Source organism: Streptomyces sp. NPDC014991, assembly GCF_043080665.1.
GTDB lineage: Bacteria > Actinomycetota > Actinomycetes > Streptomycetales > Streptomycetaceae > Streptomyces.
The window spans coordinates 291163-313966 of sequence record NZ_JBIBVY010000002.1; the positions used below are offsets into that span (position 1 = coordinate 291163).

Annotated in this window: 18 protein-coding genes; 10 read left to right on the forward strand and 8 right to left on the reverse strand. The window is 71.6% G+C overall.

Going from position 1 to position 22804, the window contains the following annotated elements; all coding sequences use genetic code 11:
* Positions 1-52: 52 nt before the first annotated feature.
* Entirely contained in the window at positions 53-727 is a 675-nt protein-coding gene (locus ACF1BE_RS05350; RefSeq protein WP_392197626.1) for a GntR family transcriptional regulator, read from the forward strand.
* On the forward strand, positions 724-2034 hold the full coding sequence (locus ACF1BE_RS05355) for a nitrate/nitrite transporter (RefSeq protein WP_392197627.1): 1311 nt from the start codon (positions 724-726) through the stop codon (positions 2032-2034). The genes ACF1BE_RS05350 and ACF1BE_RS05355 overlap by 4 nt, the downstream gene beginning before the upstream one ends.
* 142 nt (positions 2035-2176) lie before the next feature.
* On the opposite strand, the gene ACF1BE_RS05360 is transcribed toward ACF1BE_RS05355, so the two are convergent.
* Positions 2177-3001 carry a maleylpyruvate isomerase family mycothiol-dependent enzyme gene (locus tag ACF1BE_RS05360; protein ID WP_392197628.1) on the reverse strand — a complete coding sequence of 275 codons (825 nt, stop codon included), beginning with the start codon at positions 2999-3001 and terminating at the stop codon, positions 2177-2179.
* Positions 3002-3184: 183 nt separating this feature from the next.
* On the opposite strand from ACF1BE_RS05360, the gene ACF1BE_RS05365 reads away from it, so the two are divergent.
* Positions 3185-4009, forward strand: a complete 825-nt coding sequence (locus tag ACF1BE_RS05365; protein ID WP_392197837.1) for a carbon-nitrogen family hydrolase — start codon at positions 3185-3187, stop codon at positions 4007-4009.
* Between the two features lie 16 nt (positions 4010-4025).
* Here the strand turns inward: ACF1BE_RS05365 and ACF1BE_RS05370 are convergent, their stop codons facing one another.
* Positions 4026-4520 (reverse strand): LURP-one-related/scramblase family protein, encoded by a 495-nt coding sequence (locus ACF1BE_RS05370; RefSeq protein WP_392197629.1) that lies wholly within the window; start codon positions 4518-4520, stop codon positions 4026-4028.
* A gap of 111 nt (positions 4521-4631) precedes the next feature.
* Here ACF1BE_RS05370 and ACF1BE_RS05375 point away from each other — a divergent pair, with 111 nt between their 5' ends.
* Together ACF1BE_RS05375 and ACF1BE_RS05380 are read left to right on the forward strand one after the other, a co-directional pair.
* The gene (locus ACF1BE_RS05375; RefSeq protein WP_392197630.1) at positions 4632-5126 is read left to right on the forward strand and encodes a hypothetical protein; all 495 of its coding nucleotides are present in this window, start codon (positions 4632-4634) and stop codon (positions 5124-5126) included.
* Positions 5127-5765: 639 nt separating this feature from the next.
* Positions 5766-7631 (forward strand): NHL domain-containing thioredoxin family protein, encoded by a 1866-nt coding sequence (locus ACF1BE_RS05380; RefSeq protein ID WP_392197838.1) that lies wholly within the window; start codon positions 5766-5768, stop codon positions 7629-7631.
* On the opposite strand, the gene ACF1BE_RS05385 is transcribed toward ACF1BE_RS05380, so the two are convergent.
* The 3 genes from ACF1BE_RS05385 to ACF1BE_RS05395 form a co-directional block, all read right to left on the reverse strand.
* A complete protein-coding gene (locus tag ACF1BE_RS05385; protein ID WP_392197631.1) occupies positions 7619-7867 on the reverse strand; it encodes a DUF6458 family protein in 249 nt (82 codons plus the stop codon). The genes ACF1BE_RS05380 and ACF1BE_RS05385 overlap by 13 nt on opposite strands.
* 197 nt (positions 7868-8064) lie before the next feature.
* Positions 8065-9363: a M18 family aminopeptidase gene (locus ACF1BE_RS05390; RefSeq protein WP_392197632.1), complete on the reverse strand. Its 1299-nt coding sequence runs from the start codon at positions 9361-9363 to the stop codon at positions 8065-8067.
* Between the two features lie 115 nt (positions 9364-9478).
* The gene (locus ACF1BE_RS05395; protein ID WP_392197633.1) at positions 9479-11305 is read right to left on the reverse strand and encodes an acyl-CoA dehydrogenase; all 1827 of its coding nucleotides are present in this window, start codon (positions 11303-11305) and stop codon (positions 9479-9481) included.
* A 289-nt stretch (positions 11306-11594) separates the two neighbouring features.
* Between ACF1BE_RS05395 and ACF1BE_RS05400 the strand changes: the two genes are divergently transcribed.
* The 3 genes from ACF1BE_RS05400 to ACF1BE_RS05410 all read left to right on the forward strand — a co-directional run bounded on the left by ACF1BE_RS05400 (position 11595) and on the right by ACF1BE_RS05410 (position 14429).
* Positions 11595-12080 (forward strand): SseB family protein, encoded by a 486-nt coding sequence (locus ACF1BE_RS05400; protein WP_356818959.1) that lies wholly within the window; start codon positions 11595-11597, stop codon positions 12078-12080.
* Positions 12081-12200: 120 nt separating this feature from the next.
* Entirely contained in the window at positions 12201-13172 is a 972-nt protein-coding gene (locus tag ACF1BE_RS05405; protein WP_392197634.1) for a pirin family protein, read from the forward strand.
* Between the two features lie 204 nt (positions 13173-13376).
* On the forward strand, positions 13377-14429 hold the full coding sequence (locus tag ACF1BE_RS05410) for an AI-2E family transporter (protein WP_392197635.1): 1053 nt from the start codon (positions 13377-13379) through the stop codon (positions 14427-14429).
* Here the strand turns inward: ACF1BE_RS05410 and ACF1BE_RS05415 are convergent.
* Positions 14393-16534: a SpoIIE family protein phosphatase gene (locus ACF1BE_RS05415; protein WP_392197636.1), complete on the reverse strand. Its 2142-nt coding sequence runs from the start codon at positions 16532-16534 to the stop codon at positions 14393-14395. The two genes, ACF1BE_RS05410 and ACF1BE_RS05415, sit on opposite strands and share 37 nt — an antisense overlap.
* Before the next feature lie 175 nt (positions 16535-16709).
* Between ACF1BE_RS05415 and aspS the strand changes: the two genes are divergently transcribed.
* Complete coding sequence (aspS, locus tag ACF1BE_RS05420; RefSeq protein WP_392197637.1) at positions 16710-18473, forward strand: aspartate--tRNA ligase; 1764 nt, start codon at positions 16710-16712, stop codon at positions 18471-18473.
* 159 nt (positions 18474-18632) lie between these two features.
* On the opposite strand, the gene ACF1BE_RS05425 is transcribed toward aspS, so the two are convergent.
* A complete protein-coding gene (locus tag ACF1BE_RS05425; protein WP_392197638.1) occupies positions 18633-19379 on the reverse strand; it encodes a hypothetical protein in 747 nt (248 codons plus the stop codon).
* 172 nt (positions 19380-19551) lie between these two features.
* On the opposite strand from ACF1BE_RS05425, the gene ACF1BE_RS05430 reads away from it, so the two are divergent.
* Positions 19552-20895, forward strand: a complete 1344-nt coding sequence (locus ACF1BE_RS05430) for a polysaccharide lyase family 1 protein (protein ID WP_392197639.1) — start codon at positions 19552-19554, stop codon at positions 20893-20895.
* 69 nt (positions 20896-20964) lie between these two features.
* On the opposite strand, the gene metG is transcribed toward ACF1BE_RS05430, so the two are convergent.
* Positions 20965-22686, reverse strand: a complete 1722-nt coding sequence (metG, locus tag ACF1BE_RS05435; RefSeq protein WP_392197640.1) for a methionine--tRNA ligase — start codon at positions 22684-22686, stop codon at positions 20965-20967.
* Between the last annotated feature and the right edge of the window lie 118 nt (positions 22687-22804).

Here is a 22804-nt window from a genome sequence, read left to right on the forward strand (position 1 = left end):
CGCATGATGGACGGCGCCCGGCTTGCGTACGTGTTGTATCTATGCTGTCGGCATGAACACGGCCGTCGAGCAGTCCGCCCCCCAGTCCCTGAAGCCGCCGCCCGCTGCCGACCGGGTGTACGCCCATGTGAAGCGGGGTGTGCTCGACCGCCACTACGAGGGCGGCACCCTGCTCACCGAGGGCGAGCTGGCCGAGGCCGTCGGGGTCTCGCGCACGCCCGTCCGGGAGGCGCTGCTGCGGCTGGAGGCCGAGGGCCTGATCCGCCTCTACCCCAAGAAGGGCGCGCTCGTCCTGCCCGTCTCCGCGCAGGAGATCGCCGACGTGGTCGAGACCCGGCTGCTGGTCGAGGAGCACGCGGCCCGTAAGGCCGTACCCGCCCCGCCGGGCCTGCTGGAGCGGCTGACGGAGCTGCTGGCGCGGCAGAAGGCGCAGGCCGCCGCCGGTGACCTGGCCGCCGCCGCCGTCACCGACCGCTGCTTCCACGCCGAGATCGTGCGCAGCGGCGGCAACGAGATCCTCTCCCGGCTCTACGACCAGCTGCGCGACCGCCAGCTGCGGATGGGCGTCGCCGTCATGCACTCGCACCCCGACCGGATCGCCAAGACGCTCGCCGAGCACGAGGAGATCCTCGACGCGCTGCGTGCCGGGGACGCGGAGGCGGCCGTCGGGGTCGTACACCGGCACGTGAGCTGGTTCTCGCACCTCGCGCGAGGGGAGGTCCGATGAGCAGTCCGGTGCGCAGCGCCACCCTTCCGGGTGATCCGCCCGGCGGCCGGGGCGCCGTCGCCGTGTGGTCCGTCGGCGTGGCCGTCTACTTCGTCGCCGTCATCTTCCGTACGTCGCTGGGCGTGGCCGGACTCGACGCGGCCGCCCGCTTCCATGTGAACGCCTCCGCCCTGTCGACGTTCTCCATCCTCCAGCTGCTGGTCTACGCGGGTATGCAGATACCCGTCGGCCTGCTGGTCGACCGGCTCGGCACCAGAAAGGTGCTGAGCATCGGGGCGGTGCTGTTCACCGCGGGGCAGCTGGGCTTCGCCTTCTCCCCCTCGTACGGCACCGCGCTCGCCTCCCGGGCCCTGCTGGGCTGCGGTGACGCGATGACCTTCATCAGCGTGCTGCGGCTCGGCACCCGCTGGTTCCCGGCCCGGCGCGGGCCGCTGGTCGCGCAGCTCGCGGGGCTGGTCGGCATGGCGGGCAACCTATTCTCCACCCTCGTACTCGCCAGGCTGCTGCACGGCATCGGCTGGACCCGGGCATTCGCGGGCAGCGCGCTCGCGGGCGTGGTCGTCCTCGTCCTGACCCTGCTGTTCCTGAAGGACCACCCCGAGGGCCACGAACCGGAGCCGTCGCCGCACCAGGGGTCGGTCTACGTCCGCCGGCAGATCGCCGAGGCGTGGCGGGAGCCGGGTACGCGACTCGGACTGTGGGTGCACTTCACCACCCAGTTCCCGGCGATGGTGTTCCTGCTGCTGTGGGGGCTGCCGTTCCTGGTGCAGGCGCAGGGCCTGAGCCGGGCCACGGCCGGCGAGCTGCTCACCCTCGTCGTCCTGTCCAACATGGTGATCGGCCTGGTCTACGGCCAGATCGTCGCCCGGCACCACGCGGCACGGCTGCCACTGGCGCTCGGTACGGTGACCGCGACGGCGTCGCTGTGGGCGGGGACGCTCGCCTACCCCGGGGAGCACGCGCCGATGTGGCTGCTCGTGGTGCTGTGCGCGGTGCTCGGGGCGTGCGGGCCGGCGTCGATGCTCGGCTTCGACTTCGCCCGGCCGGCCAACCCGCCCGAGCGACAGGGCACCGCGTCCGGCATCACCAACATGGGAGGGTTCATCGCCTCCATGACGACGCTGTTCGCGATCGGCGTGCTGCTGGACGCCACCGGGGACGACTACACCGTGGCCTTCTCCGCGGTGTTCGTGCTCCAGGCGCTCGGGGTCAGCCAGATCCTGCGGTTGCGGGGGCGGGCCGTCCGGCGGGAGCGGGAGCGGTTGGTGGCGAGCCGGGTGGAGACGATGCACGTCCCTGCGGCTTGAGGCGGCGGCTCGCTCGTCCGCGCGCACCTGTGGGGGCGGGCGTCCGCCGGCGGCTTTCCCGCCGGCGACCGCGCCCCCGCCAGGATGCCTCACCTCCCGGAGGCCCGGACCGGGGACGCCTGATCCCCGGACGGCGGACCCCCTACGGCGTCACCGTGAAGTTGTGGAGTATGGCTGCTGCCAGCTCCTGGTCGCCCTCGGTCTTCACCCGGTCCGCCACCGCCTGGGGGCTCACCCGGCCGCAGGCCAGACGGACGTAGGTCTCCCAGTCGAGGGTGAGCGTGGCCGCGGGGCCGAGGGCCGGGGCGGTTTCCACGGTGCCGCGGCCCTGGATGTCGACGCGGACGGTGCGCAGGAACTCGACCGGGCCGTGCACGTCGAACACGATCGCCGAGCTGCGCGGGGCGGCGGCGTCCTTCGCGACGACCTTGGGCAGCGCGGCCAGCAGGACGTCCCGGGTGACGTGCGCGCCGGGCGAGTCCAGGTTGCCGGGGCGGCCGAGGGCCGTACGCAGGTCCTGTTCGTGCACCCACACGTCGAACGCACGGGCGCGGTAGGCCTGTTCCAGGGTGATCTCGGTGCCGAGCGGGCCACGCACCGTGGTCCCGGGGTCGCGGGACTCGTTGCGCAGCTGGCGGTTGCGGCGGATGACGGTGTACTCCAGCTCGGCCGTCATCTCCGGCGCCGTGTGGTGACGGCGGACGTCGACCTGCATCTCCATGTAGCGCTGGTGCTCGGTGGCGACGTGGAAGAGATCGCGCGGCAGCGAGTGGATCGGTCGCGGGTCGCCGAGCATCTCGCAGTCGAGGCCGATGACGTGCGACACGATGTCCCGGACCGACCAGCCGGGGCAGGGGGTCCGCCGGTTCCACTCGCCCTCGACGAGCGACTGCACCATCTCGGATATCGCTTCGATGGAGTGCGTCCAGGCGTCGGCGTAGGGCTGGAGGGTGGGATGCAGACTCACGGAAACGGGACCCCTCGGCGGTCGGTACACGGGCAGGTTGTGGCGGCGTTGCCAGCGGGCGGCGGCTGCACTTCGGCGGGTGTCTTGACGCTAAGTTACGCTGCGGAGAGGCACCCCGGCAGTGCTTTCGTGTGACGATCGTAGGCCTGTGTGGACGACTCGAATTGCCAGGACGGTGGTAGTGTGCGCGCCTCGCTGATCCAGATCGCCGTGGACGAGGGCGAATCGGTCGGCTCCCGGCGGCGGCGGGCCGCCGCGCTGGTGCGGGAGCAGGCCGGTGCGGACCTCGTCGTGCTGCCCGAACTGTGGACCACCGGAGCCTTCGCCTACGAGGACTTCGGCCGCGAGGCCGAGCCGCTCGAGGGGCCGACCTACCAGGTGATGGCCGAGGCGGCGCGTGACGCGGGCGTGTGGCTGCACGCCGGCTCCGTCCCCGAACGGGCGGCGTCCGGCAGCGGCTCCGCCGCGCAGGACCGTCCTCTCTACAACACCTCCCTCGTCTTCTCCCCCTCCGGTGAACTGGCCGCCGCCTACCGCAAGATCCACCGCTTCGGCTTCGACAAGGGCGAAGCCGTACTGATGGGCGCGGGCCGGGAACTGGTGACGGTCCGGCTGCCCGGGACCACGCTCGGCGTGGCCACCTGCTACGACCTCCGTTTCCCCGAACTCTTCCGCGGACTGGTCGACGCCGGCGCCGAGATGCTGGTGATCCCCGCGGGCTGGCCCGAGCGGCGACGCGCGCACTGGACGCTGCTGGCCCAGGCGCGGGCGGTGGAGAACCAGGCGTTCGTGCTCGCTTGCGGAACGGCCGGGACCCACGCCGGAGTTCCGCAGGCGGGTCACTCGATCGTGGTCGATCCGTGGGGCGAGGTGCTCGCCGAGGCGGGCTCGGGCGAGGAGGTCCTCACCGTCGACCTCGACCCGGCGAAGGTGTCCGCCACCCGCGAGCAGTTCCCGGCGCTGAAGGACCGGGTCCTCCGTCTCCAGGCACCCCCGCACCGGGGCTGATCCTCCCGAGCCGGGGTCAGTCCTCCTCCCCCTCCTTCTCGGCGAGGTGGATGACGCACACCGCCACCGCGATCAGCAGCGCCGGGTCGGCGTCCTCCCGTACGACGTCGACGCCGTAGGTGTCGCGTACGGTCAGCCAGCGGCGGGAGATCACCGCGAGCAGATCACCGTCGTACTCGACGGCGAACTCGCGGTCCAGGATCTTGCCGCTGACATCCAGTTCGGTACCGTCCACCAAGGAGACCCGATAGTGGTTGCGCAGCAGGGACAGCCGTTTGCGCCTGATCCTGGCCAGAGCGTCGCCCTCCCGTTCGATCACCATCGTGTCGCGCAGGGCGAACATCTTCTGGTGGATGTCGATCAGGATCCGCCCCTGGGTGTCCTTCAGTTCGAAGGTGTCCCGCAGCCGCATCGCCTTGCCGTCGACGAGGAACACCTTCCGGCCGTGCTCGTCCTCGATCCACCAGTCGTCACCGATGCCGAGGATCCGGTCGCGTACGAGGAATCTCATACGGGTCATGCTTCCCCGGCGCCGTCTGATCGTCACAGGGCCGTCACCACCGGCGGAGAGCGGCCTGTCCGCGCCGGCCACGGTCCGGCCGTAGTCCCCGGGGGCGGCACCGTGCGGCGGGCCGGTCTGCCGGCCGTCGGGGCCGCCCTGCTCGCGGCCCTGTCCGGCTGTTCCCAGGGGGAGGCCTGCGCCGGCTACGGGGTCGTCTCCGGTGTCGGCGTGACCTTCGACCGCCAGGGGTACGGCGATCTCACGGGCGGCTCCTACGAGTTGTGCGCGCGGGGCGCGTGCGCCAAGGGCACGCTGCGCCGCGAACGCATCACGCACGTGGGACTCCCGCTGCCGCACGACGTGGACCCCGCCTCCGGCCCGGTCCGCTTCCGGGTCACCCGCAAGGGTGAGGGCAGGCCTTTCGTCGACACGACCGCCGACGTGCGGCTCACCCACGAGACCGACGGCTGCGGCGGCGGCGCCTACAACCGAGGGCTCGCCTACACCAAGAAGCAGGGCCTGACGACGAAGATCCCGAAGGCGGTGTCGGACGCCTGGAGCAGACAGGTCGGATCACTGGCCACCGCGGACCCCGGTCCGTCCCCGTCCTCCTGATCGTGTCCTCCTGACCTCGTGATCTCTCACTCCCTGCCGGTCCCGGCAGTCACACGCACGGCTGCGTCCCCGTGACGGAGCCGCGCACCGTCGGCGACCGGCACGCGGACGTCACCGACCACGTGGACGCGACCACGGGCCGAGCGTTCACCTGGCCGGACCGCACCTGACCGGGCCGCACCTGACCGGGCCGCACCTGACCGGACCGCACCGGCCCTCACCTGACCGGGCACCGGAATCCGCCGGGACGCCGGTGATGCCCGGGTGGACATCCCGCTCGCCCGTGGACGGCAGTGCCACCGCGGCCGTCCCCGTGTCCGCCCGCGCTGCGGTCCCCCGGCGACCGGCGAGGTCGACCGGTACGGCCGGCAGCTCGCCTCCACGGCCGCGCCCGGCCGGACCGACAAGGCGACCGTGACCGCGTCCCGCACCGGCGGCGGCATCACCTGTGTGATCGACGACGTCGTCCCGATCGGCGCGGGCAACGGCTGCGCCCATCCGGACGGCGCCGATCGGACCCGGGTCTCCTGCACGGTCGCCGCCGAGGAGAGCCAGGACCCGTACGCCGCCCTCACGACGGACCCGAGTCCTCCACAGGCGCCGGGCCGGTCGTCGGCGCCGGATGGCACCCTTGGAGGCATGACCGCCTCCGCACCCCGACGCGTGCGCGTCCGCGCGCCCGAGCTGACCGGCGAGGGCGGTTGGATCAACACCGGCGGGAGGAACCTGAAGCTCGCCGACTTCCGCGGCCGCATCCTGATCGTGGACTTCTGGACCTCCTGCTGCATCAACTGCCTGCACGTCCTGGACGAGCTGCGTGAGCTGGAGGAGAAGCACCGGGACACGGTGGTGGTGATCGGGGTGCACTCGCCGAAGTTCGTGCACGAGGCCGACCACCGGGCGGTCGTGGACGCGGTCGAGCGCTACGGCGTGGCACATCCGGTGCTGGACGACCCGGAGCTGGCCACCTGGCAGCAGTACGCGGTCCGGGCCTGGCCGACACTCGCCGTCATCGACCCCGAGGGGTACGTCGTCGCGCAGCACGCGGGCGAGGGACACGTGCACGCCATCGGGCGACTGGTGGAGGAACTGGTGGCCGAGCACGAGGCGAAGGGCACCCTGCGCCGCGGTGACGGCCCGTACGTGCCGCCGGAGCCGGAGCCGACGACGCTGCGCTTCCCCGGCAAGGCGCTGCTGCTGCCGTCGGGAACCTTCCTGGTCAGCGACACCAGCCGGCACCAGCTGGTGGAGCTGGCCGACGACGCCGAGACCGTCGTACGCCGGATCGGTTCCGGTGCGCGCGGGTTCGCCGACGGTGGTCCGCGGGAGGCGTCCTTCAACGAGCCGCAGGGCCTCACGCTCCTCGACGACGGCGCGGTGGTGGTCGCCGACACCGTCAACCACGCCCTGCGCCGCCTGGATCCGGCCACGGGCGAGGTGACCACCCTGGCGGGCACCGGGAAGCAGTGGTGGCGGGGTTCGGCGACCTCGGGTGCGGCCCGGGAGGTGGACCTGTCCTCACCGTGGGACGTGGCGGTCTTCGGCGGCCGGGTGTGGATCGCCATGGCGGGCGTCCACCAGCTGTGGACGTACGACCCGGCCACCCGCACGGTCGCCGTGGCGGCGGGCACCACCGACGAGGGCCTGGTGGACGGCCCCGCCGCAGAGGCCTGGTTCGCCCAGCCGTCCGGGCTCGCGGCCACCGCCGACCGGCTGTGGCTCGCCGACTCCGAGACGAGCGCCCTGCGCTGGGTGGACCGCGACGGGCAGGTGCACACGGCCGTCGGGACCGGGCTGTTCGACTTCGGCCACCGGGACGGCGCCGCGGACCGGGCCCTGCTCCAGCACCCGTTGGGTGTCACCGTCCTGCCGGACGGCTCGGTCGCCGTCGCCGACACGTACAACCACGCCCTGCGCCGCTACGACCCGGCCACCGGCGAGGTGACGACGCTGGCCACGGATCTGCGCGAGCCCGGCGACGCGGTCGTCGTCGGCGCGGACATCGTGGTCGTGGAGTCGGCACGGCACCGGCTGACCCGGCTGCGGCTGCCGGAGGAGGCGGTGCGGGTGGTGCCGGTCGACCACCGCACCCGGCGAGCCGCCACGGAGGTCGCCCCCGGCCGTCTCCGCCTGGATGTGATCGTCCGGGTTCCCGCGGGCCGGAAACCCGACACGGGTGACGGGTCCGCCACCCGCCTGCTGGTCTCCTCCACCCCGCCCGAGCTGCTGCTCGAGGGCGGGGGAGCCGACACGCACCTCCACCGCGAGCTGGAGCTGAACCCGGCCGTCCCGGAGGGCGTCCTGCACGTCTCCGCGATGGCGGCCTTCTGCGACGACATGGCGTCCGGCGGCGGCTCGTCCGCGGACGCCGGCGAACATCCCGCCTGTCACGTCCACCGGCAGGACTGGGGTGTCCCGGTCCGTCTCACCGAGGGCGGCGTGGACCGCCTGCCGCTCGTCCTGGCGGGTCCGGACGAGCAGGAGGCGGTGTATCAGACGCCGTAGCCGTCGGAGTAGCCGTCGACGTGGTGGTGGCGGGGCTGCTCCTCCACCACCGGTGTCGTCGGCACCACGACGCGGCGGCGGCGTGCGATGCCGCTGAACGTCGCCACGCCGATCAGGCCCACGGCCATCAGGATCAGCCCGACCACGGTGACGTTGACGCCCGTCATGTGCCAGTCGGTCGCGAACGTCAGGATGGCCCCTATGGCGATGAGGATGATGCATCCGCCGAGACCCATGAGACCTCGCCTCCCCTTCCGGTTCCGGAATCTCCGGTGCGGTGCGGGTACCCGGCGCGGGCCCGACTAGGCCGCGTCACCGAACTCCCGTCCGCCCAGGGGTCGTACGGGAGCCGGGCGAGGCGTGTCCTAGGGTCTTTCGTTCGGATCAGGCCGGATCAGGGCCCGCGAGCCCGGCATGATCCGAACGAGAGGGCCTAGCCCTCCAGGAAGGCCGTGAGGGCGTTCGCGAGGAGGAACGGGTCGTTCGCGCCGCACAGTTCGCGCACGCTGTGCATGGAGAGGATCGCGACGCCGATGTCGACCGTGCGGATGCCGTGCCGGGCCGCGGTGATGGGGCCGATGGTGGTGCCGCACGGCATGGAGTTGTTGGAGACGAAGCTCTGGAAGGGGACGTCCGCCCTCTCGCAGGCCGCGGCGAACACCGCGCGGCCCGAACCGTCCGTGGCGTAGCGGTTGTTGACGTTCACCTTGAGGATCGGGCCGCCGTTGACCCGCGGGTGGTGCGTCGGGTCGTGCCGCTCGGCGTAGTTGGGGTGCACGGCGTGGCCCGTGTCGGAGGACAGGCAGACCGTGCCGGCGAAGGCCCGGGCCCGGTCCTCGTACGTCCCGCCGCGCGCGAACACCGAGCGTTCCAGCACCGATCCGAGCAGCGGGCCGTCGGCGCCGGTGTCCGACTGCGAGCCGTTCTCCTCGTGGTCGAAGGCGGCCAGCACGGGGATGCGGGCGGGCGGGGCGTCGGCGGTGACGACGGCGGTCAGCGCGGCCACGCCGGCGTGCAGGGACAGCAGGTTGTCCATGCGCGGTCCGGCGACCAGCTCCCGGTCCCGGCCGAGGTAGGCGGGCGGCTCCACCGGGTGCGTCATCAGGTCCCAGCCGGCCACCGAGCCCGCCGCGAGCCCGGCCTCCTGCTCCAGGAAGGCGATCAGGTCGCCGTCGCGCACCTCGCCGCCGAGGCCCCACACCGGCTGGAGGTGGCGCTGTTTGTCCAGCTTGAGGCCGTCGGCGGAGACCGAGCGGTCCAGGTGGATGGCGAGCTGCGGCACCCGCAGCAGTGGCCGGTCGACGTTGACCAGGGCCGAGGAGCCGTCACGCAGGGTGAGCCGGCCGGCCAGGCCCAGGTCGCGGTCCAGCCAGGAGTTCAGCAGCGGGCCGCCGTAGATCTCCACGGCGACCTGGCGCCAGCCGTGCGCCCCGCTGTCGGGACGGGGTTTGACGCGCAGGCTGGGGGAGTCGGTGTGCGCGCCGATGATGTGGAACGGGGTGTGCGGCTCGGCGCCCTCGGGGACGTACCAGGCCACGATCGCGCCGCCGCGCAGCACGTACCGGCCGCCGTGCGTGCCGTCCCAGGCGTCCGTCTCGGCGACCTGCCGGAAGCCTGCCTTCTCCAGCCGCTCGGCGGTGTTCGCGACGGCGTGGTACGGCGTGGGGCTCGCCGCCAGGAAGGTCATCAGGTCGTCGGTGTGGCCGCGGTCGAAGCGGGCTGCTGCGCTCATGGGTTCACCTTAACGACGTGCACGGGCCCGCTCCTGGTGGGAGAGCGGGCCCGTGCGGGCAATCAACGGATAGGGACGCCGGTTTCCGGTTTGTGCCCCGGGTCCGGGGCGGTGCCTAGAAGGCGGCCTCGTCCAGCTCCATCAGGTCCAGCTCGACGCCGGCGGCGACCTTGCGGGCGAGCGTGACGCCCGGCAGGACGTTCGCCGCGAAGAACTTCGCCGCGGCGATCTTGCCGGTGTAGAAGGCCTTGTCCTTCGCCGAGGCCGTGGCCAGCTTCTCGGCGGCGATGGCGGCGCCCCTCAGCAGCAGGTAGCCGACGACGACGTCACCGGAGGCCATCAGCAGGCGGGTGGTGTTCAGGCCCACCTTGTAGATGTTCTTGGTGTCCTGCTCGGTGGCGGCGAGGTCGGTCAGCATCAGGCCGACGATCGCCTCCAGTTCCACCGCGGCCTTGGCCAGGTGCTCGCGGGCGCCGGCCAGCTCCTCGCCGCCGGTGCCGAGCGCGAGGAACTTCTTGATGTCCTCGGCGAGCGAGTTCAGCGCGGCGCCCTGGTTGCGGACGATCTTCCGGAAGAAGAAGTCCTGCCCCTGGATCGCCGTGGTGCCCTCGTACAGCGTGTCGATCTTGGAGTCCCGGATGTACTGCTCGATCGGGTACTCCTGGAGGAAGCCGGAGCCGCCGAAGGTCTGGAGCGACTGGGCGAGCTGCTCGTAGCCCTTCTCGGAGCCGTAGCCCTTGACGATGGGCAGCAGCAGGTCGTTCAGCGCGTGCTCGGCGGAGGCGTCCTCACCGTTCGCCTCCTTGATCTGGATCGCGTCCTGGACCGAGGCGGTGTGCAGCACGAGGGCGCGCATGCCCTCCGCGTACGCCTTCTGGGTGATCAGCGAGCGGCGCACGTCGGGGTGGTGGGTGATGGTGACCTTGGGGGCGGTCTTGTCCAGGAAGTTGGCCAGGTCCGGGCCCTGGACGCGCTCCTTGGCGTACTCCAGCGCGTTGAGGTAGCCGGTGGAGAGCGTGGAGATCGCCTTCGTGCCGACCATCATGCGGGCGAACTCGATGATGCGGAACATCTGGCGGATGCCGTCGTGCTTGTCGCCGATCAGCCAGCCCTTGGCGGGGTGCTTGTCGCCGAAGGTCATCTCGCACGTGTTGGAGGCCTTGAGGCCCATCTTGTGCTCGACGTTGGTGGCGTAGACGCCGTTGCGCTCGCCCAGTTCGCCGGTCTCGAAGTCGAAGAGGTACTTAGGGACGAGGAAGAGGGACAGGCCCTTGGTGCCGGGGCCGGCGCCCTCGGGGCGGGCGAGGACGTAGTGGAGGATGTTCTCCGACATGTCGTGCTCACCCGAGGTGATGAAGCGCTTCACGCCCTCGATGTGCCAGCAGCCGTCCTCCTGCTGCACCGCCTTGGTGCGGCCGGCGCCCACGTCGGAGCCCGCGTCGGGCTCGGTGAGCACCATGGTGGAGCCCCACTGCTTCTCCACGGCGACCTTGGCGATGTGCTTCTGGACCTCGTTGCCCTCCTCGAAGAGGATGCCGGCGAACGCGGGGCCCGAGGAGTACATCCACACGGCCGGGTTGGCGCCCAGGATCAGCTCGGCGTAGGCCCAGATGAGGGAGCGGGGCGAGGTGGTGCCGCCGATCTCCTCGGGCAGGCCGAGCCGCCAGTACTCGGAGTCCATGAACGCCTGGTAGCTCTTCCTGAACGACGCGGGGACCGGAGCGGTGTTGGTCTCCGGGTCGAAGACGGGCGGGTTGCGGTCCGCGTCGGTGAAGGATTCGGCCAGCTCGTTCTCGGAGAGGCGGGTCAGCTCCTCCAGGACGCTCTTGGCGGTCTCGACGTCCATCTCCTCGAACGGGCCGGTGCCGTACACCTTGTCGCGCCCGAGTACCTCGAAGAGGTTGAACTCGATGTCGCGGAGATTCGACTTGTAGTGCCCCATGGCGACGGCTCCGTTGAGAGATCGGCGAGGCACTGACTCCTCGCACCTAGTTCACGTACCAACAAGTAGCTACGATGATGCTACCCGTCGGTAATAAGAAGCAACCCCTGTCTCCGGAAGTGTGAGAAGGGTCTACCCGGCCCGCGCCCCTGAACAGGGCCGTCGGGCGGTCCGGCCGGCCGGACGAAGACGGGCGACCGCCCAGTACGGCCACACCGCGCGCGCTCGGGGATGCCGCCTGCCCCGGACGGCGCCCTTCCCGGGCCGCCGCCTCGGTACGCTTGCGCGCATGTACGGATACGGCCAGCCGATGGACGGGGGCACTGCCCAGCAGCAGTACGCCCCGCCGCAGCAGCAGATGCCGGGCGGTGCGGGCGGGTACGGCCAGCAGCCGCCGCTCTACCCGGAGCCGTCCCCGCCCTCGCTCGCGGACGCGGTGCGCGCCTTCACCACGGGCCAGCTGGCCGCCGAGGACTTCCAGCAGATCTTCGCCACCTCGAAGGTGTACTGCCCGCGCGGCGACACCCCCGGCTTCCTGGCCCTGCACAACACCCAGCAGCCGGTGATCCCGATGTTCACCTCCCTCAAGGAGCTGCGCCGGTACGCGGGCAAGGAGTCCAAGTACTTCGTCATCACCGGCGCCGAGGTGATCGACCTGCTGCCGACCGGCTACGGCTTCGTCCTGGACATGGAGGGCGAGCACCGGATGGTCTTCGACGCGAAGGCCGTCGAGCAGATGGTGGACTTCGCGATGCGCCGGATGTACGGCGGCTGAACGACCCTGTCCCACCTGGACCGGACGAGTGACCCGGAGGGAATGCCCTCCGGGCTTTCCTTGTTCTGGGGAGCGAAAAGTTCAATAGTCAACTAAAGTGGGCGTACCAAGGAGGTACCCATGCCTGCAGTGACTGTCGAGAACCCGTTGACGCTGCCCCGTGTGACCGCTCCCGCCGACGCCGTGGCACGCCCCGTGCTCGCCGTCACGACCGCGCCGAGCGGTTTCGAGGGCGAGGGCTTCCCGGTGCGCCGGGCGTTCGCGGGGATCAACTACCGCCACCTCGACCCGTTCATCATGATGGACCAGATGGGTGAGGTGGAGTACGCGCCGGGCGAGCCCAAGGGCACCCCCTGGCACCCGCACCGCGGCTTCGAGACGGTCACGTACATCATCGACGGGATCTTCGACCACCAGGACAGCCAGGGCGGCGGCGGCACGATCACCAACGGTGACACCCAGTGGATGACGGCCGGTGCGGGCCTGCTGCACATCGAGGCGCCGCCGGAGTCCCTCGTCGTGTCCGGCGGCCTCTTCCACGGCCTCCAGCTGTGGGTGAACCTCCCGGCCAAGGACAAGATGATGGCGCCCCGCTACCAGGACATCCGCGGCGGCAACGTCCAGCTGCTCACCTCCCCCGACGGCGGCGCGCTCCTGCGCGTCATCGCCGGTGAGCTGGACGGCCACGCCGGTCCGGGCGTCACCCACACCCCGATCACGATGGTCCACGCGACCCTCGCGCCGGGCGCGGAGATCACCCTGCCCTGGCAGGAGGACTTCAACGGACTGGCGTACGTCCTCGCGGGCCGCGGCGCCGTCGGTGCGGAGCGCCGCCCGGTCCACATGGGCCAGACGGCCGTCTTCGGCGCCGGATCCTCGCTGACCGTCCGCGCGGACGAGAGGCAGGACGCCCACACCCCGGACCTGGAGGTCGTCCTCCTCGGCGGCCGGCCCATCCGGGAACCCATGGCGCACTACGGCCCGTTCGTGATGAACACCAAGGCAGAACTCCAGCAGGCCTTCGAGGACTTCCAGAAGGGACTTCTGGGCACGGTCCCGGCGGTCCACGGAATGTCGGAGGGCGGGCTGTAGGCCTTGCCCCGCCTCCCGCGCACGGGCCCCGTCCGGACACGGACGGGGCCCGTGCGCGCGTGCCTGCCCGGACCGGTCCGTTCCGACCGCCTGTCCGCGTGCGCTCGCCGGGCCGTGCGTCCGTCCCCCGGACCACCCTCCGGTGCTCACCCGCCCGGCCCCGCGTCGCAGGACAGGGGACGGGGACTGTGGTCGGGTGGGGGTGTGCTTCTGTTGCCCGCTGCCGTCCGGCGGCTCGCTGCGTGGTGCGTCGTGCTGCTGCTCGTCGCGGGGGTGGGCTGGGTCGGGGTGCGGTTGTGCGCGGAGCTGCGTACGGCCGTCACGCCGGTGCTGCTCGCGCTGCTCGGGACGGCGCTGCTCGGGCCGCTGTACCGGCGGATGGTGCGGGCCGGGGTGCAACCGTCGGTCGCGGCCGGGCTGACCTGCGTCGCCGTGGTGGCCGTCGTCGGCGGTGCCGTGTACATCATCGTCGCCGCGCTGATCGGCACCGGCGGGCAGATCGCCTCCTCGCTCCGGGACGCCGCCCACACCGTCACGCGGCACTTCGGGGCCGCCGGGTCCGGGCTCGGTGATCTCTCCGGCAACGCGCGCGAGCTGCTGGGGCGGTTCGGCGGAACCGCCGTGTCCAACGTCATCAGCGGGGTCGGTGTCATCGGCGAGACCGTCGCCATGGCCGTGCTCGCGCTGCTGCTGGTCTTCTTCTTCCTGCGCGACTCCCAACGGGCCGTGGCCGCCGCGAGGTCCCTCGCGCCCGGCGGCACCGCCGACACCGTCGAGGCCATCGGCCGGCGGGCCTTCGCGGCGGTCGAGGGGTTCATGCGCGGGACCACCCTCATCGCCCTCATCGACGCCCTGTGCATCACCGTCGGCCTGCTCCTCCTCGGGGTGCCCGGCGCGGTCGGGCTGGGAGCGCTCGTCTTCGTCGGCGCCTACATCCCGTATCTGGGGGCGTTCGTCTCCGGTGCGGTGGCCGTGCTGGTCGCCCTCGCCGACCGGGGTTTCGTCATCGCGCTGTGGGTGCTCGCGGTGGTGCTCGCCGTGCAACTGCTGGAGGGGCACGTGCTCCAGCCGGTGATCCAGAGCCGGACCGTGCAGATGCACCCGGCCGTGGTGCTGCTGGCGATCACCGCGGGTGCCTCCGTCGCGGGCGTCCTCGGCATGCTCCTCGCGGTCCCGCTGACCGCGGCGGCCTTCGGAGTCGTGCGGGAGCTGAGGGAGCGTCACGCGGACGGGTCGGCGCCGTCCGGCGGCTCGTAGAGGACGAACCAGATGCTCTTTCCCTCACCCCGCGGGTCCACCCCCCACGAGTCCGCGAGGAGTTCGATCAGCATCAGGCCCCGGCCGGAGGAGGCGAGTTCGCCGGGGCGGCGCTTGTGCGGCAGGTCGTCGCCGGTGTCGAAGACCTCCACCCGCAGCCGCCGCCCGCCGCCCTCACCCGTGACCTCGGCGAGCAGCAGCGCGTCGGCGTCGGTGTGCACCAGCACGTTGGTGACCATCTCGGAGACCAGCAGTACCGCCGAGTCCACCTGGTCGGCCGACGCCCAGTCGTCCAGCAGGTCGCGCAGGTACTGACGGGCCTCGGCGATCCGCTCGGGTTCGTCCTGCCCCACCGGCAGCAGTGTGCGCCGCACCCTGGGCCGTACGGCCGTTCCCCGGCCGGAGGCGGCTCCGCAGCCGCCGCCCTCCCCGGGCCGGCAGAGCAGCAGCAGGGCGATGTCGTCCTCGCGGCGGTCGGCCAGCGGGCCGGTGGTGTGGTGCGAGGACGGCCCGTGCACGCCCTGAACCAGCGCGTCGGCCAGTGCCTCCAGATCGTCCTGGTGCTCCTCCAGGATCGCCCGCAGCCGGTGCCAGCCGCTGGCCATGTCGTGTCCGCCGGTCTCGATCAGGCCGTCGGTGCACAGCATCAGCGTCTCGCCGGGTTCGAGGGCGAACCGGGTGATCGGGTAGTCGGCGTCCGGGTCGATGCCCAGCGGCAGTCCGCCCGCCGTCGGCCGCAGCATCACCGTGCCGTCGGCCATCCGGATCACCGGGTGCGGGTGCCCGGCGCGGGCGATCTCCAGCATCCCGGTCGCCGGGTCGACCTCGCCGTAGAGGCAGGTCGCGAACCGCAGGTCGGTCATCTGTTCGTCGTGCGTGATGCCGTGCAGGAAGCGGGAGGCGCGGGTGAGGACGGCGTCCGGGCGGTGCCCCTCGGCGGCGTAGGCGCGCAGCGCGATGCGCAGCTGGCCCATGAGTCCGGCCGCGCGGACGTCGTGGCCCTGGACGTCCCCGATGACCAGCGCGAAGCGCCCGGAGGGAAGCGGGATCTCGTCGTACCAGTCGCCGCCGACCTGGAGTCCGCCGCCGGTCGGGATGTAGCGGGCGGCCACCAGCATGCCCGGGATCTCGGGGCCCAGCGACGGCAGCATGGAGCGCTGGAGGCCGTCGGTCAGCTCCCGCTCGGACTCGGCGGTGCCGGCCCGGGACAGGGCCTGGGCGAGCATCCGGGCGACCGTCGCCAGCACGGCCCGCTCGTCGGGCGTGAACGCCACCGGATAGGTGAAGCCCGCCATCCAGGTGCCCATGGTGCGCCCGCCCACGGTCAGTGGCAGGAACGCCCAGGACCGGCGGGCGAAGTGCCGGGCGAGCCGCCAGGTGGCCGGGTAGCGGGCCTTGTACTCCTCGGGGGAGGACAGGTAGACCGCGCGGCCGGTGCGGACCACCTCGGTCGCCGGGTAGTCGGTGCTCAGCGGCATGTACTCGAAGGGGCCCATGTCACCGGGCTGGTGCCCGTGCTGACCGGTGATGGTCAGCCGGTCGCCCTCGACGCCGAACAGGATGAGCCCGTCCGGGGTGAACCCCGGCATCGACAGGCCGGCCACCACCCGCAGCACCTCCTCCGTCGACCGGGCCTCGGCCAGCGCCCGGCCCGCGTCCAGCAGGAACGCCTCCCGGGAGCGCCGCCAGTCGCCGGTGACCGCGCTGCGGGCCGCTGCCGTGCCCGGGATGGGCTCGGTCACCTCCTGGAGGGTGCCGATCAGCTTGTACGCCCGCCGCTCGGGGTCGAAGGACGGCTTGGAGCGGCTGCGGACGACCCGCAGGACGTCGCCCGCCTCGTCCATGATCCGGATCCGGACCTCGGCGAGGGTGCCCTCGGCGACCGCCAGCGGCACCACGCCGGTGATCTCGCTCCAGTCGACCGGGTGCAGCCGGGCCCGGGTCTGGGCCTCGGTGAGGGTGACCGGCTTCGCGGGCAGCCCGAGCAGCCGCGCCGCCTCCGCGTCCACGGTGACCAGCCCGGTCGCCGTGTCCCAGTGCCACATCCCGGTCGCGAGGGCGGCGAGGACGTCCTCGACGGACGGGAGGGGCTCGCCTGTGCGCATTGGCCTACTTTAGGAATAGATGCCCTATAACTGCCACTGTAGCCGGGCGGGCGGTAATGGTGGGGAGCCGATGCCGGCCTGCCCGGTACCCTTGACGGGTCCGGGCCCCGTGCCCGTTCCCGCCGGTCGGAGGGCCGGCAGGAGAGAACCCCACCACGAAGGACGATGAACGACGATGCATCGGTACAGGTCCCACACCTGCGGCCAGCTCCGCGCCTCTGACGTCGGCACCGACGTCCGGCTGAGCGGCTGGCTGCACAATCGGCGCGACCTGGGCGGCATCCTCTTCATCGATCTGCGCGACCACTACGGCATCACCCAGCTGGTCGCCCGCCCCGGCACCCCCGCGTACGAGGCCCTGGACAGCATCTCCAAGGAGTCCACGGTCCGCGTCGACGGCCGCGTCGTCTCCCGCGGCACCGAGAACGTGAACCCCGACCTGCCGACCGGTGAGATCGAGGTCGAGGTCGGCGAGGTCGAACTGCTGGGCGCGGCCCAGCCGCTGCCCTTCACCATCAACACCGAGGACGGGGTCAACGAGGAGCGGCGCCTGGAGTACCGCTTCCTGGACCTGCGCCGCGAGCGCATGCACCGCAACATCATGCTGCGCACGGCGGTCATCGGCGCGATCCGCCACAAGATGACGGCGCTCGGCTTCAACGAGATGGCGACCCCGATCCTGACGGCCACCTCCCCCGAGGGCGCCCGCGACTTCGTGGTCCCCTCCCGTCTGCACCCGGGCAGGTTCTACGCCCTGCCGCAGGCCCCGCAGCAGTTCAAGCAGCTGCTGATGATCTCCGGCTTCGACCGCTACTTCCAGATCGCGCCCTGCTTCCGCGACGAGGACGCCCGCGCCGACCGCTCGCCGGGCGAGTTCTACCAGCTCGACGTCGAGATGAGCTTCGTGGAGCAGGAGGACGTCTTCCGGCCGATCGAGCAGCTGATGACCGAGCTGTTCGAGGAGTTCGGGGGCGGACGCCACGTCACCTCCCCGTTCCCGCGCATCCCGTTCCGCGAGGCGATGCTCAAGTACGGCTCCGACAAGCCGGACCTGCGCGCCAAGCTGGAGCTGGTGGACATCACCGACGTCTTCGAGGGCTCGGAGTTCAAGGCGTTCGCCGGCAAGCACGTGCGCGCCCTGCCGGTGCCGGCGGTCCAGGACCAGCCGCGCAAGTTCTTCGACCAGCTCGGCGACTTCGCCGTGACGCTGGGCGCGAAGGGCCTGGCCTGGGTCCGCGTCGGCGAGGACGGCGCGCTGTCCGGCCCGATCGCGAAGTTCCTCACCGAGGAGAACGTCGCGGAGCTGACCAAGCGGCTCTCCCTGGCCCCCGGCCACGCGGTCTTCTTCGGCGCGGGCGAGTTCGACGAGGTCTCCAAGATCATGGGCGCGGTCCGCGTCGAGGCCGCCAAGCGGGCCGGCCACTTCGAGGAGAACGTCTTCCGCTTCTGCTGGATCGTCGACTTCCCGATGTTCGAGAAGGACGAGGAGACCGGCCGGATCGACTTCTCGCACAACCCGTTCTCGATGCCGCAGGGCGGCATGGACGCGCTGGAGAACCAGGACCCGCTGGACATCCTGGCCTGGCAGTACGACATCGTGTGCAACGGCGTCGAGCTGTCCTCCGGCGCGATCCGGAACCACGAGCCCGACATCATGCTGAAGGCCTTCGAGATCGCGGGCTACGACCACGAGACCACCGAGCGCGAGTTCGCGGGCATGCTCCGCGCGTTCCGCTTCGGCGCCCCGCCGCACGGCGGCATCGCCCCGGGCGTGGACCGTATCGTCATGCTCCTCGCGGACGAGCCGAACATCCGCGAGACGATCGCCTTCCCGCTCAACGGCAACGCCCAGGACCTGATGATGGGCGCCCCGACCGAGCTGGAGGAGTCCCGCCTGCGCGAGCTGCACCTGAGCATCAGGAAGCCGCAGCCGAAGTAGACGGCACGGTCCCGCCGGTGCGCGCCGGTCTGTCCTGACCCGCTCTGGACGACCGGCGCGCACAGCCGTCTCCGGGCCCGGTGCGCACACCCGGGACCCGCCCGCACAGGCCGCCGGCTGTCCCGTCGTACGGTGACGCCACCGAGGGCCGGGACGCCGTCACCAGACCCGGACGCCCGGGTCGGCCTCGCCGTCGCCGTCGCCGTCGCCGTCGTCCTCGTCGTCGGCCTCGGCCATGGCGTCGGCGGAGGCGCCGTCCTCCAGCAGCCGTTCGGTGATGTCGTCGGACCAGTGCTGGGCCCAGGCGCGCAGCGCGGCGATCCGCTCACCGTCCAGGCCGAGGCGGAGGAAGTCGGCGTCGGCGTAGAAGTCCGTGCCGGTCAGCCGGGACTGGAGGGTGGGCAGGTCGAAGGTGTCGTGGGCGTGCCGGCGCCCCAGCTCCTCCAGACGCGGCAGGGAGAAACGGGCCGCCGCCGCCCGCGCGTCCACGAGGTCGACGGCCGCCCCCCGGTCGTACAGCGCGCGGACCTTCGTACCGACCGTGTCCTCCAGGGAGAGCGCCAGACCGTACCCGGTGAGTTCCGGCGGCTGCCAGAACATCTCCTTGTGCAGCGCGAGCGCGCACTCCTCGCCGCTCACCGGGTCCGTGACCGCCAGCTGTGCGGTGAGCGCGGTGCCGGCGCCGGTGCGCACCTGCCGCCCCCGCGCCTCCAGCGCCGCGCCGACGGCGGCGGCGATGTGCTCCATGGCTGCGGAGTTCTCCGTGGCGAGGTCGAGGTTGGCGTGCGGGCGCCGCAGCAGCCCGTGGGCCTGGAGCGCGTACCCGCCGGCGAGCACCAGGCCGTACGGTCCGCCCGCCGGGACGACGTCCGCGAGGAGGCGGTGATGGGGTTCGGGGATGTCCACGGGGAGATCATTTCCGGCTTCCGGGCACGCACACGCGACGCCCGGTGCCGCAGGGCTGCCGGAAGCCCACGGATCACCCGAAGGAATTGCTCCGGACGGCGGCAACCTTCCGGCCCGCGGCGGCCACTGAGGGAGCGTAAGACTCGTTCAGCAGACCCGTAAGGACTCCTCCGTGGCAGCTCCCTCCCACCGCCGGTCCCTCCGCGGGCGGCGCACCCTCGCCGTGTCCGCCGCCGTCGTGGCCGCCGGCGTCGGCGCCGGGGTGTTCGTGATGACCGCGAACGCCGACGCCGTCGACCTGTACCACCAGACGCTCGCCGCCAAGGACGGCTGGGCCGCTTCCGGCACGGGGACCACCGGCGGGGCGAAGGCCGACTCCGCGCACACCTTCACCGTCACCGGCCGCGCCCAGCTCGTGAAGGCACTCGGCTCGGCCTCCGACACCGCGCCCCGCATCATCAAGGTCAAGGGCACCATCGACGCCAACACCGACGACAGCGGCAAGAAGCTGACCTGTGCGGACTACGCGGCCGGCACCGGCTACTCGCTGTCTGCCTACCTCAAGGCGTACGACCCCGCCACCTACGGCCGCTCCAAGCTGCCCTCCGGCACGCAGGAGAAGGCCCGCGCCGCCGCCCAGGACAAGCAGGCGAAGAACATCGTCTTCAAGGTGCCGGCCAACACCACGATCGTGGGCGTGCCCGGCACCGGCGCCGGGATCACCGGCGGCAGCCTCCAGGTGAAGGGCGTCGACAACGTCATCATCCGCAACCTGGCCTTCTCCGCCACCGAGGACTGCTTCCCGCAGTGGGACCCGACGGACGGCGACGACGGCAACTGGAACTCCGCCTACGACGCCGTCACCCTGCGCGGCGCCACGCACGTGTGGGCGGACCACAACACGTTCACCGACGCCCCCCACCTCGACCGGGCCAACCCGAAGTACTTCGGCCGCGAGTACCAGATCCACGACGGCGCCCTCGACATCACCAACGGCTCCGACCTGGTGACCGTCGAACGCAACCGGTTCACCGACCACGACAAGACGATGCTGATCGGCTCCAGCGACAAGGACAGCACCGGCAAGCTGCGGGTCTCCATCCACCACAACGTGTGGAAGGGCATCGTCCAGCGCGCCCCGCTCGCCCGCATCGGCCAGATCCACATCTACAACAACGTGTACGACACGACGACCGTCGACGGCTACGCGCCCCTGTACAGCATCAACTCCCGCGCGAAGGCCCAGGTCGTCGCCGAGGACAACTACTGGACGGTGCCGTCCGGCGGCAAGGTCGCCAAGCTGCTCAGCGGCGACGGCACCGGCTCGGTCGCGGGCAGCGGCAACCTCGTCAACGGCACGGCCACCGACCTGGTCGCCGCGTACAACGCCGCCTCCTCGAAGAAGATCACGACAACGGTGAACTGGACCCCGACGCTCACCGCGGGCCTGGAGACGTCGGCGAAGAACCTGCCGGCGGAACTGGCGACGACCACCGGGGCCGGTGTGCTGAAGTAACCCGGCCGGCAAGCGAGAGGGCGCCGAGCATCCGGCTCGGCGCCCTCAGCGGGCCTCAGCGCGGCGCGGTCAGCTCTCGTCGCCGCCGAAACGCTCCTTGTACGTCGCCAGGTCCTCGTCCGTCAGCTTGGCGAAGAGCACCGGCGGCACCGTGAAGGGGGTACCGGCCGGGACGGAGGCCAGCGACTTCGCCTCGTCGGCGGAGACCCAGGCGGCGGTGTCGTCCGGCAGGGCGAAGGCAGCGCGCATCACCGCCGAGCTGGCCGGAATCAGCGGCTCGGAGACCACCGCGTACAGGTGGATCAGGTTCATCGCCGTACGCAGGGTGAGGGCCGCGCCGTCCTTGTCCGTCTTGATCTCCAGCCAGGGGGCCTTCTCCTCCAGGTAGGAGTTGCCGGCCGACCACAGGGCGCGCAGGGCCGCGGCGGCCTTGCGGAACTGGAGGGCCTCCATCTGATCCTCGTACTCGGCGAGCAGCCGGGCGATCTCCTCGCCGAGCCGCGTCTCCGCCTCACCGGGTGTGCCGCCGGCCGGTACGTCGTCGCCGAAGCGCTTCCGGGAGAAGGACAGCACGCGGTTGACGAAGTTGCCGAGTGTGTCGGCGAGGTCCTTGTTCACCGTGGCGGTGAAGTGCTCCCAGGTGAAGGACGAGTCGTCCGATTCGGGGGCGTTGGCGACCAGGAAGTACCGCCAGTAGTCGGCGGGCAGGATGTCCAGGGCCTGGTCGGTGAAGACACCCCGCCTCTGCGAGGTGGAGAACTTGCCGCCGTAGTACGTCAGCCAGTTGAACGCCTTGACGTAGTCGACCTTCTTCCACGGCTCGCGCACGCCCAGCTCGGTGGCCGGGAACATCACGGTGTGGAAGGGAACGTTGTCCTTCGCCATGAACTCGGTGTAGCGGACGGTGTCGTCCGCCTCGAACCACCAGGACTTCCAGTCCCGGGTCTCCCCGGCGGGAGCGGCGTCCGCCCACTCCTTCGTCGCGGCGATGTACTCGATCGGGGCGTCGAACCAGACGTAGAACACCTTGCCCTCGGCCGCCAGCTCCGGCCAGGTGTCCGCCGGCACGGGGACGCCCCAGTCCAGGTCACGGGTGATCGCGCGATCGTGCAGGCCCTCGGTCAGCCACTTGCGGGCGATGGAGGAGGCGAGCTGCGGCCAGTCGGCCTCGTGCCGGGCGACCCACGCCTCGACCTCGTGCTGGAGCTTGGACTGGAGCAGGAAGAGATGCTTGGTCTCGCGGACCTCCAGGTCCGTGGAACCGGAGATCGCCGAGCGCGGGTCGATCAGGTCGGTCGGGTCCAGGACGCGGGTGCAGTTCTCGCACTGGTCGCCGCGGGCCTTGTCGTAACCGCAGTGCGGGCAAGTGCCCTCGACATAGCGGTCGGGGAGGAAGCGGCCGTCGGTCGGGGAGTACACCTGGCGGATCGCCCGCTCCTCGATGAAGCCGTTCTCGTTCAGCTTCCGCGCGAAGTGCTGGGTGATCTCCGCGTTCTGCGGGCTGGAGCTGCGGCCGAAGTAGTCGAACGCGAGCGCGTAGCCGTCGTACACCGCCTTCTGCGCGTCGTGCGCCTGCGCGCAGAACTCGTCCACCGGCACGCCCAGCTCCTTCGCGGCCAGCTCGGCGGGGGTGCCGTGCTCGTCGGTCGCGCAGATGTACAGGACGTCGTGGCCGCGCTGGCGGAGGTAGCGGGAGTACACGTCCGCCGGGAGCATGGACCCCACCATGTTGCCCAGGTGCTTGATCCCGTTGATGTACGGAAGGGCGCTGGTGATGAGGTGTCGAGCCATCGCGGGCTGCTCCCAGGTCGGGGGGTTGTACGAACCTTGAAATCGTAGCCGAGACGGGCGGGCCGCCCGCTTCCCGTTTTGCAGGGTGGGAAGGGGCGGCCGGGTGGCGCGGGGGCCG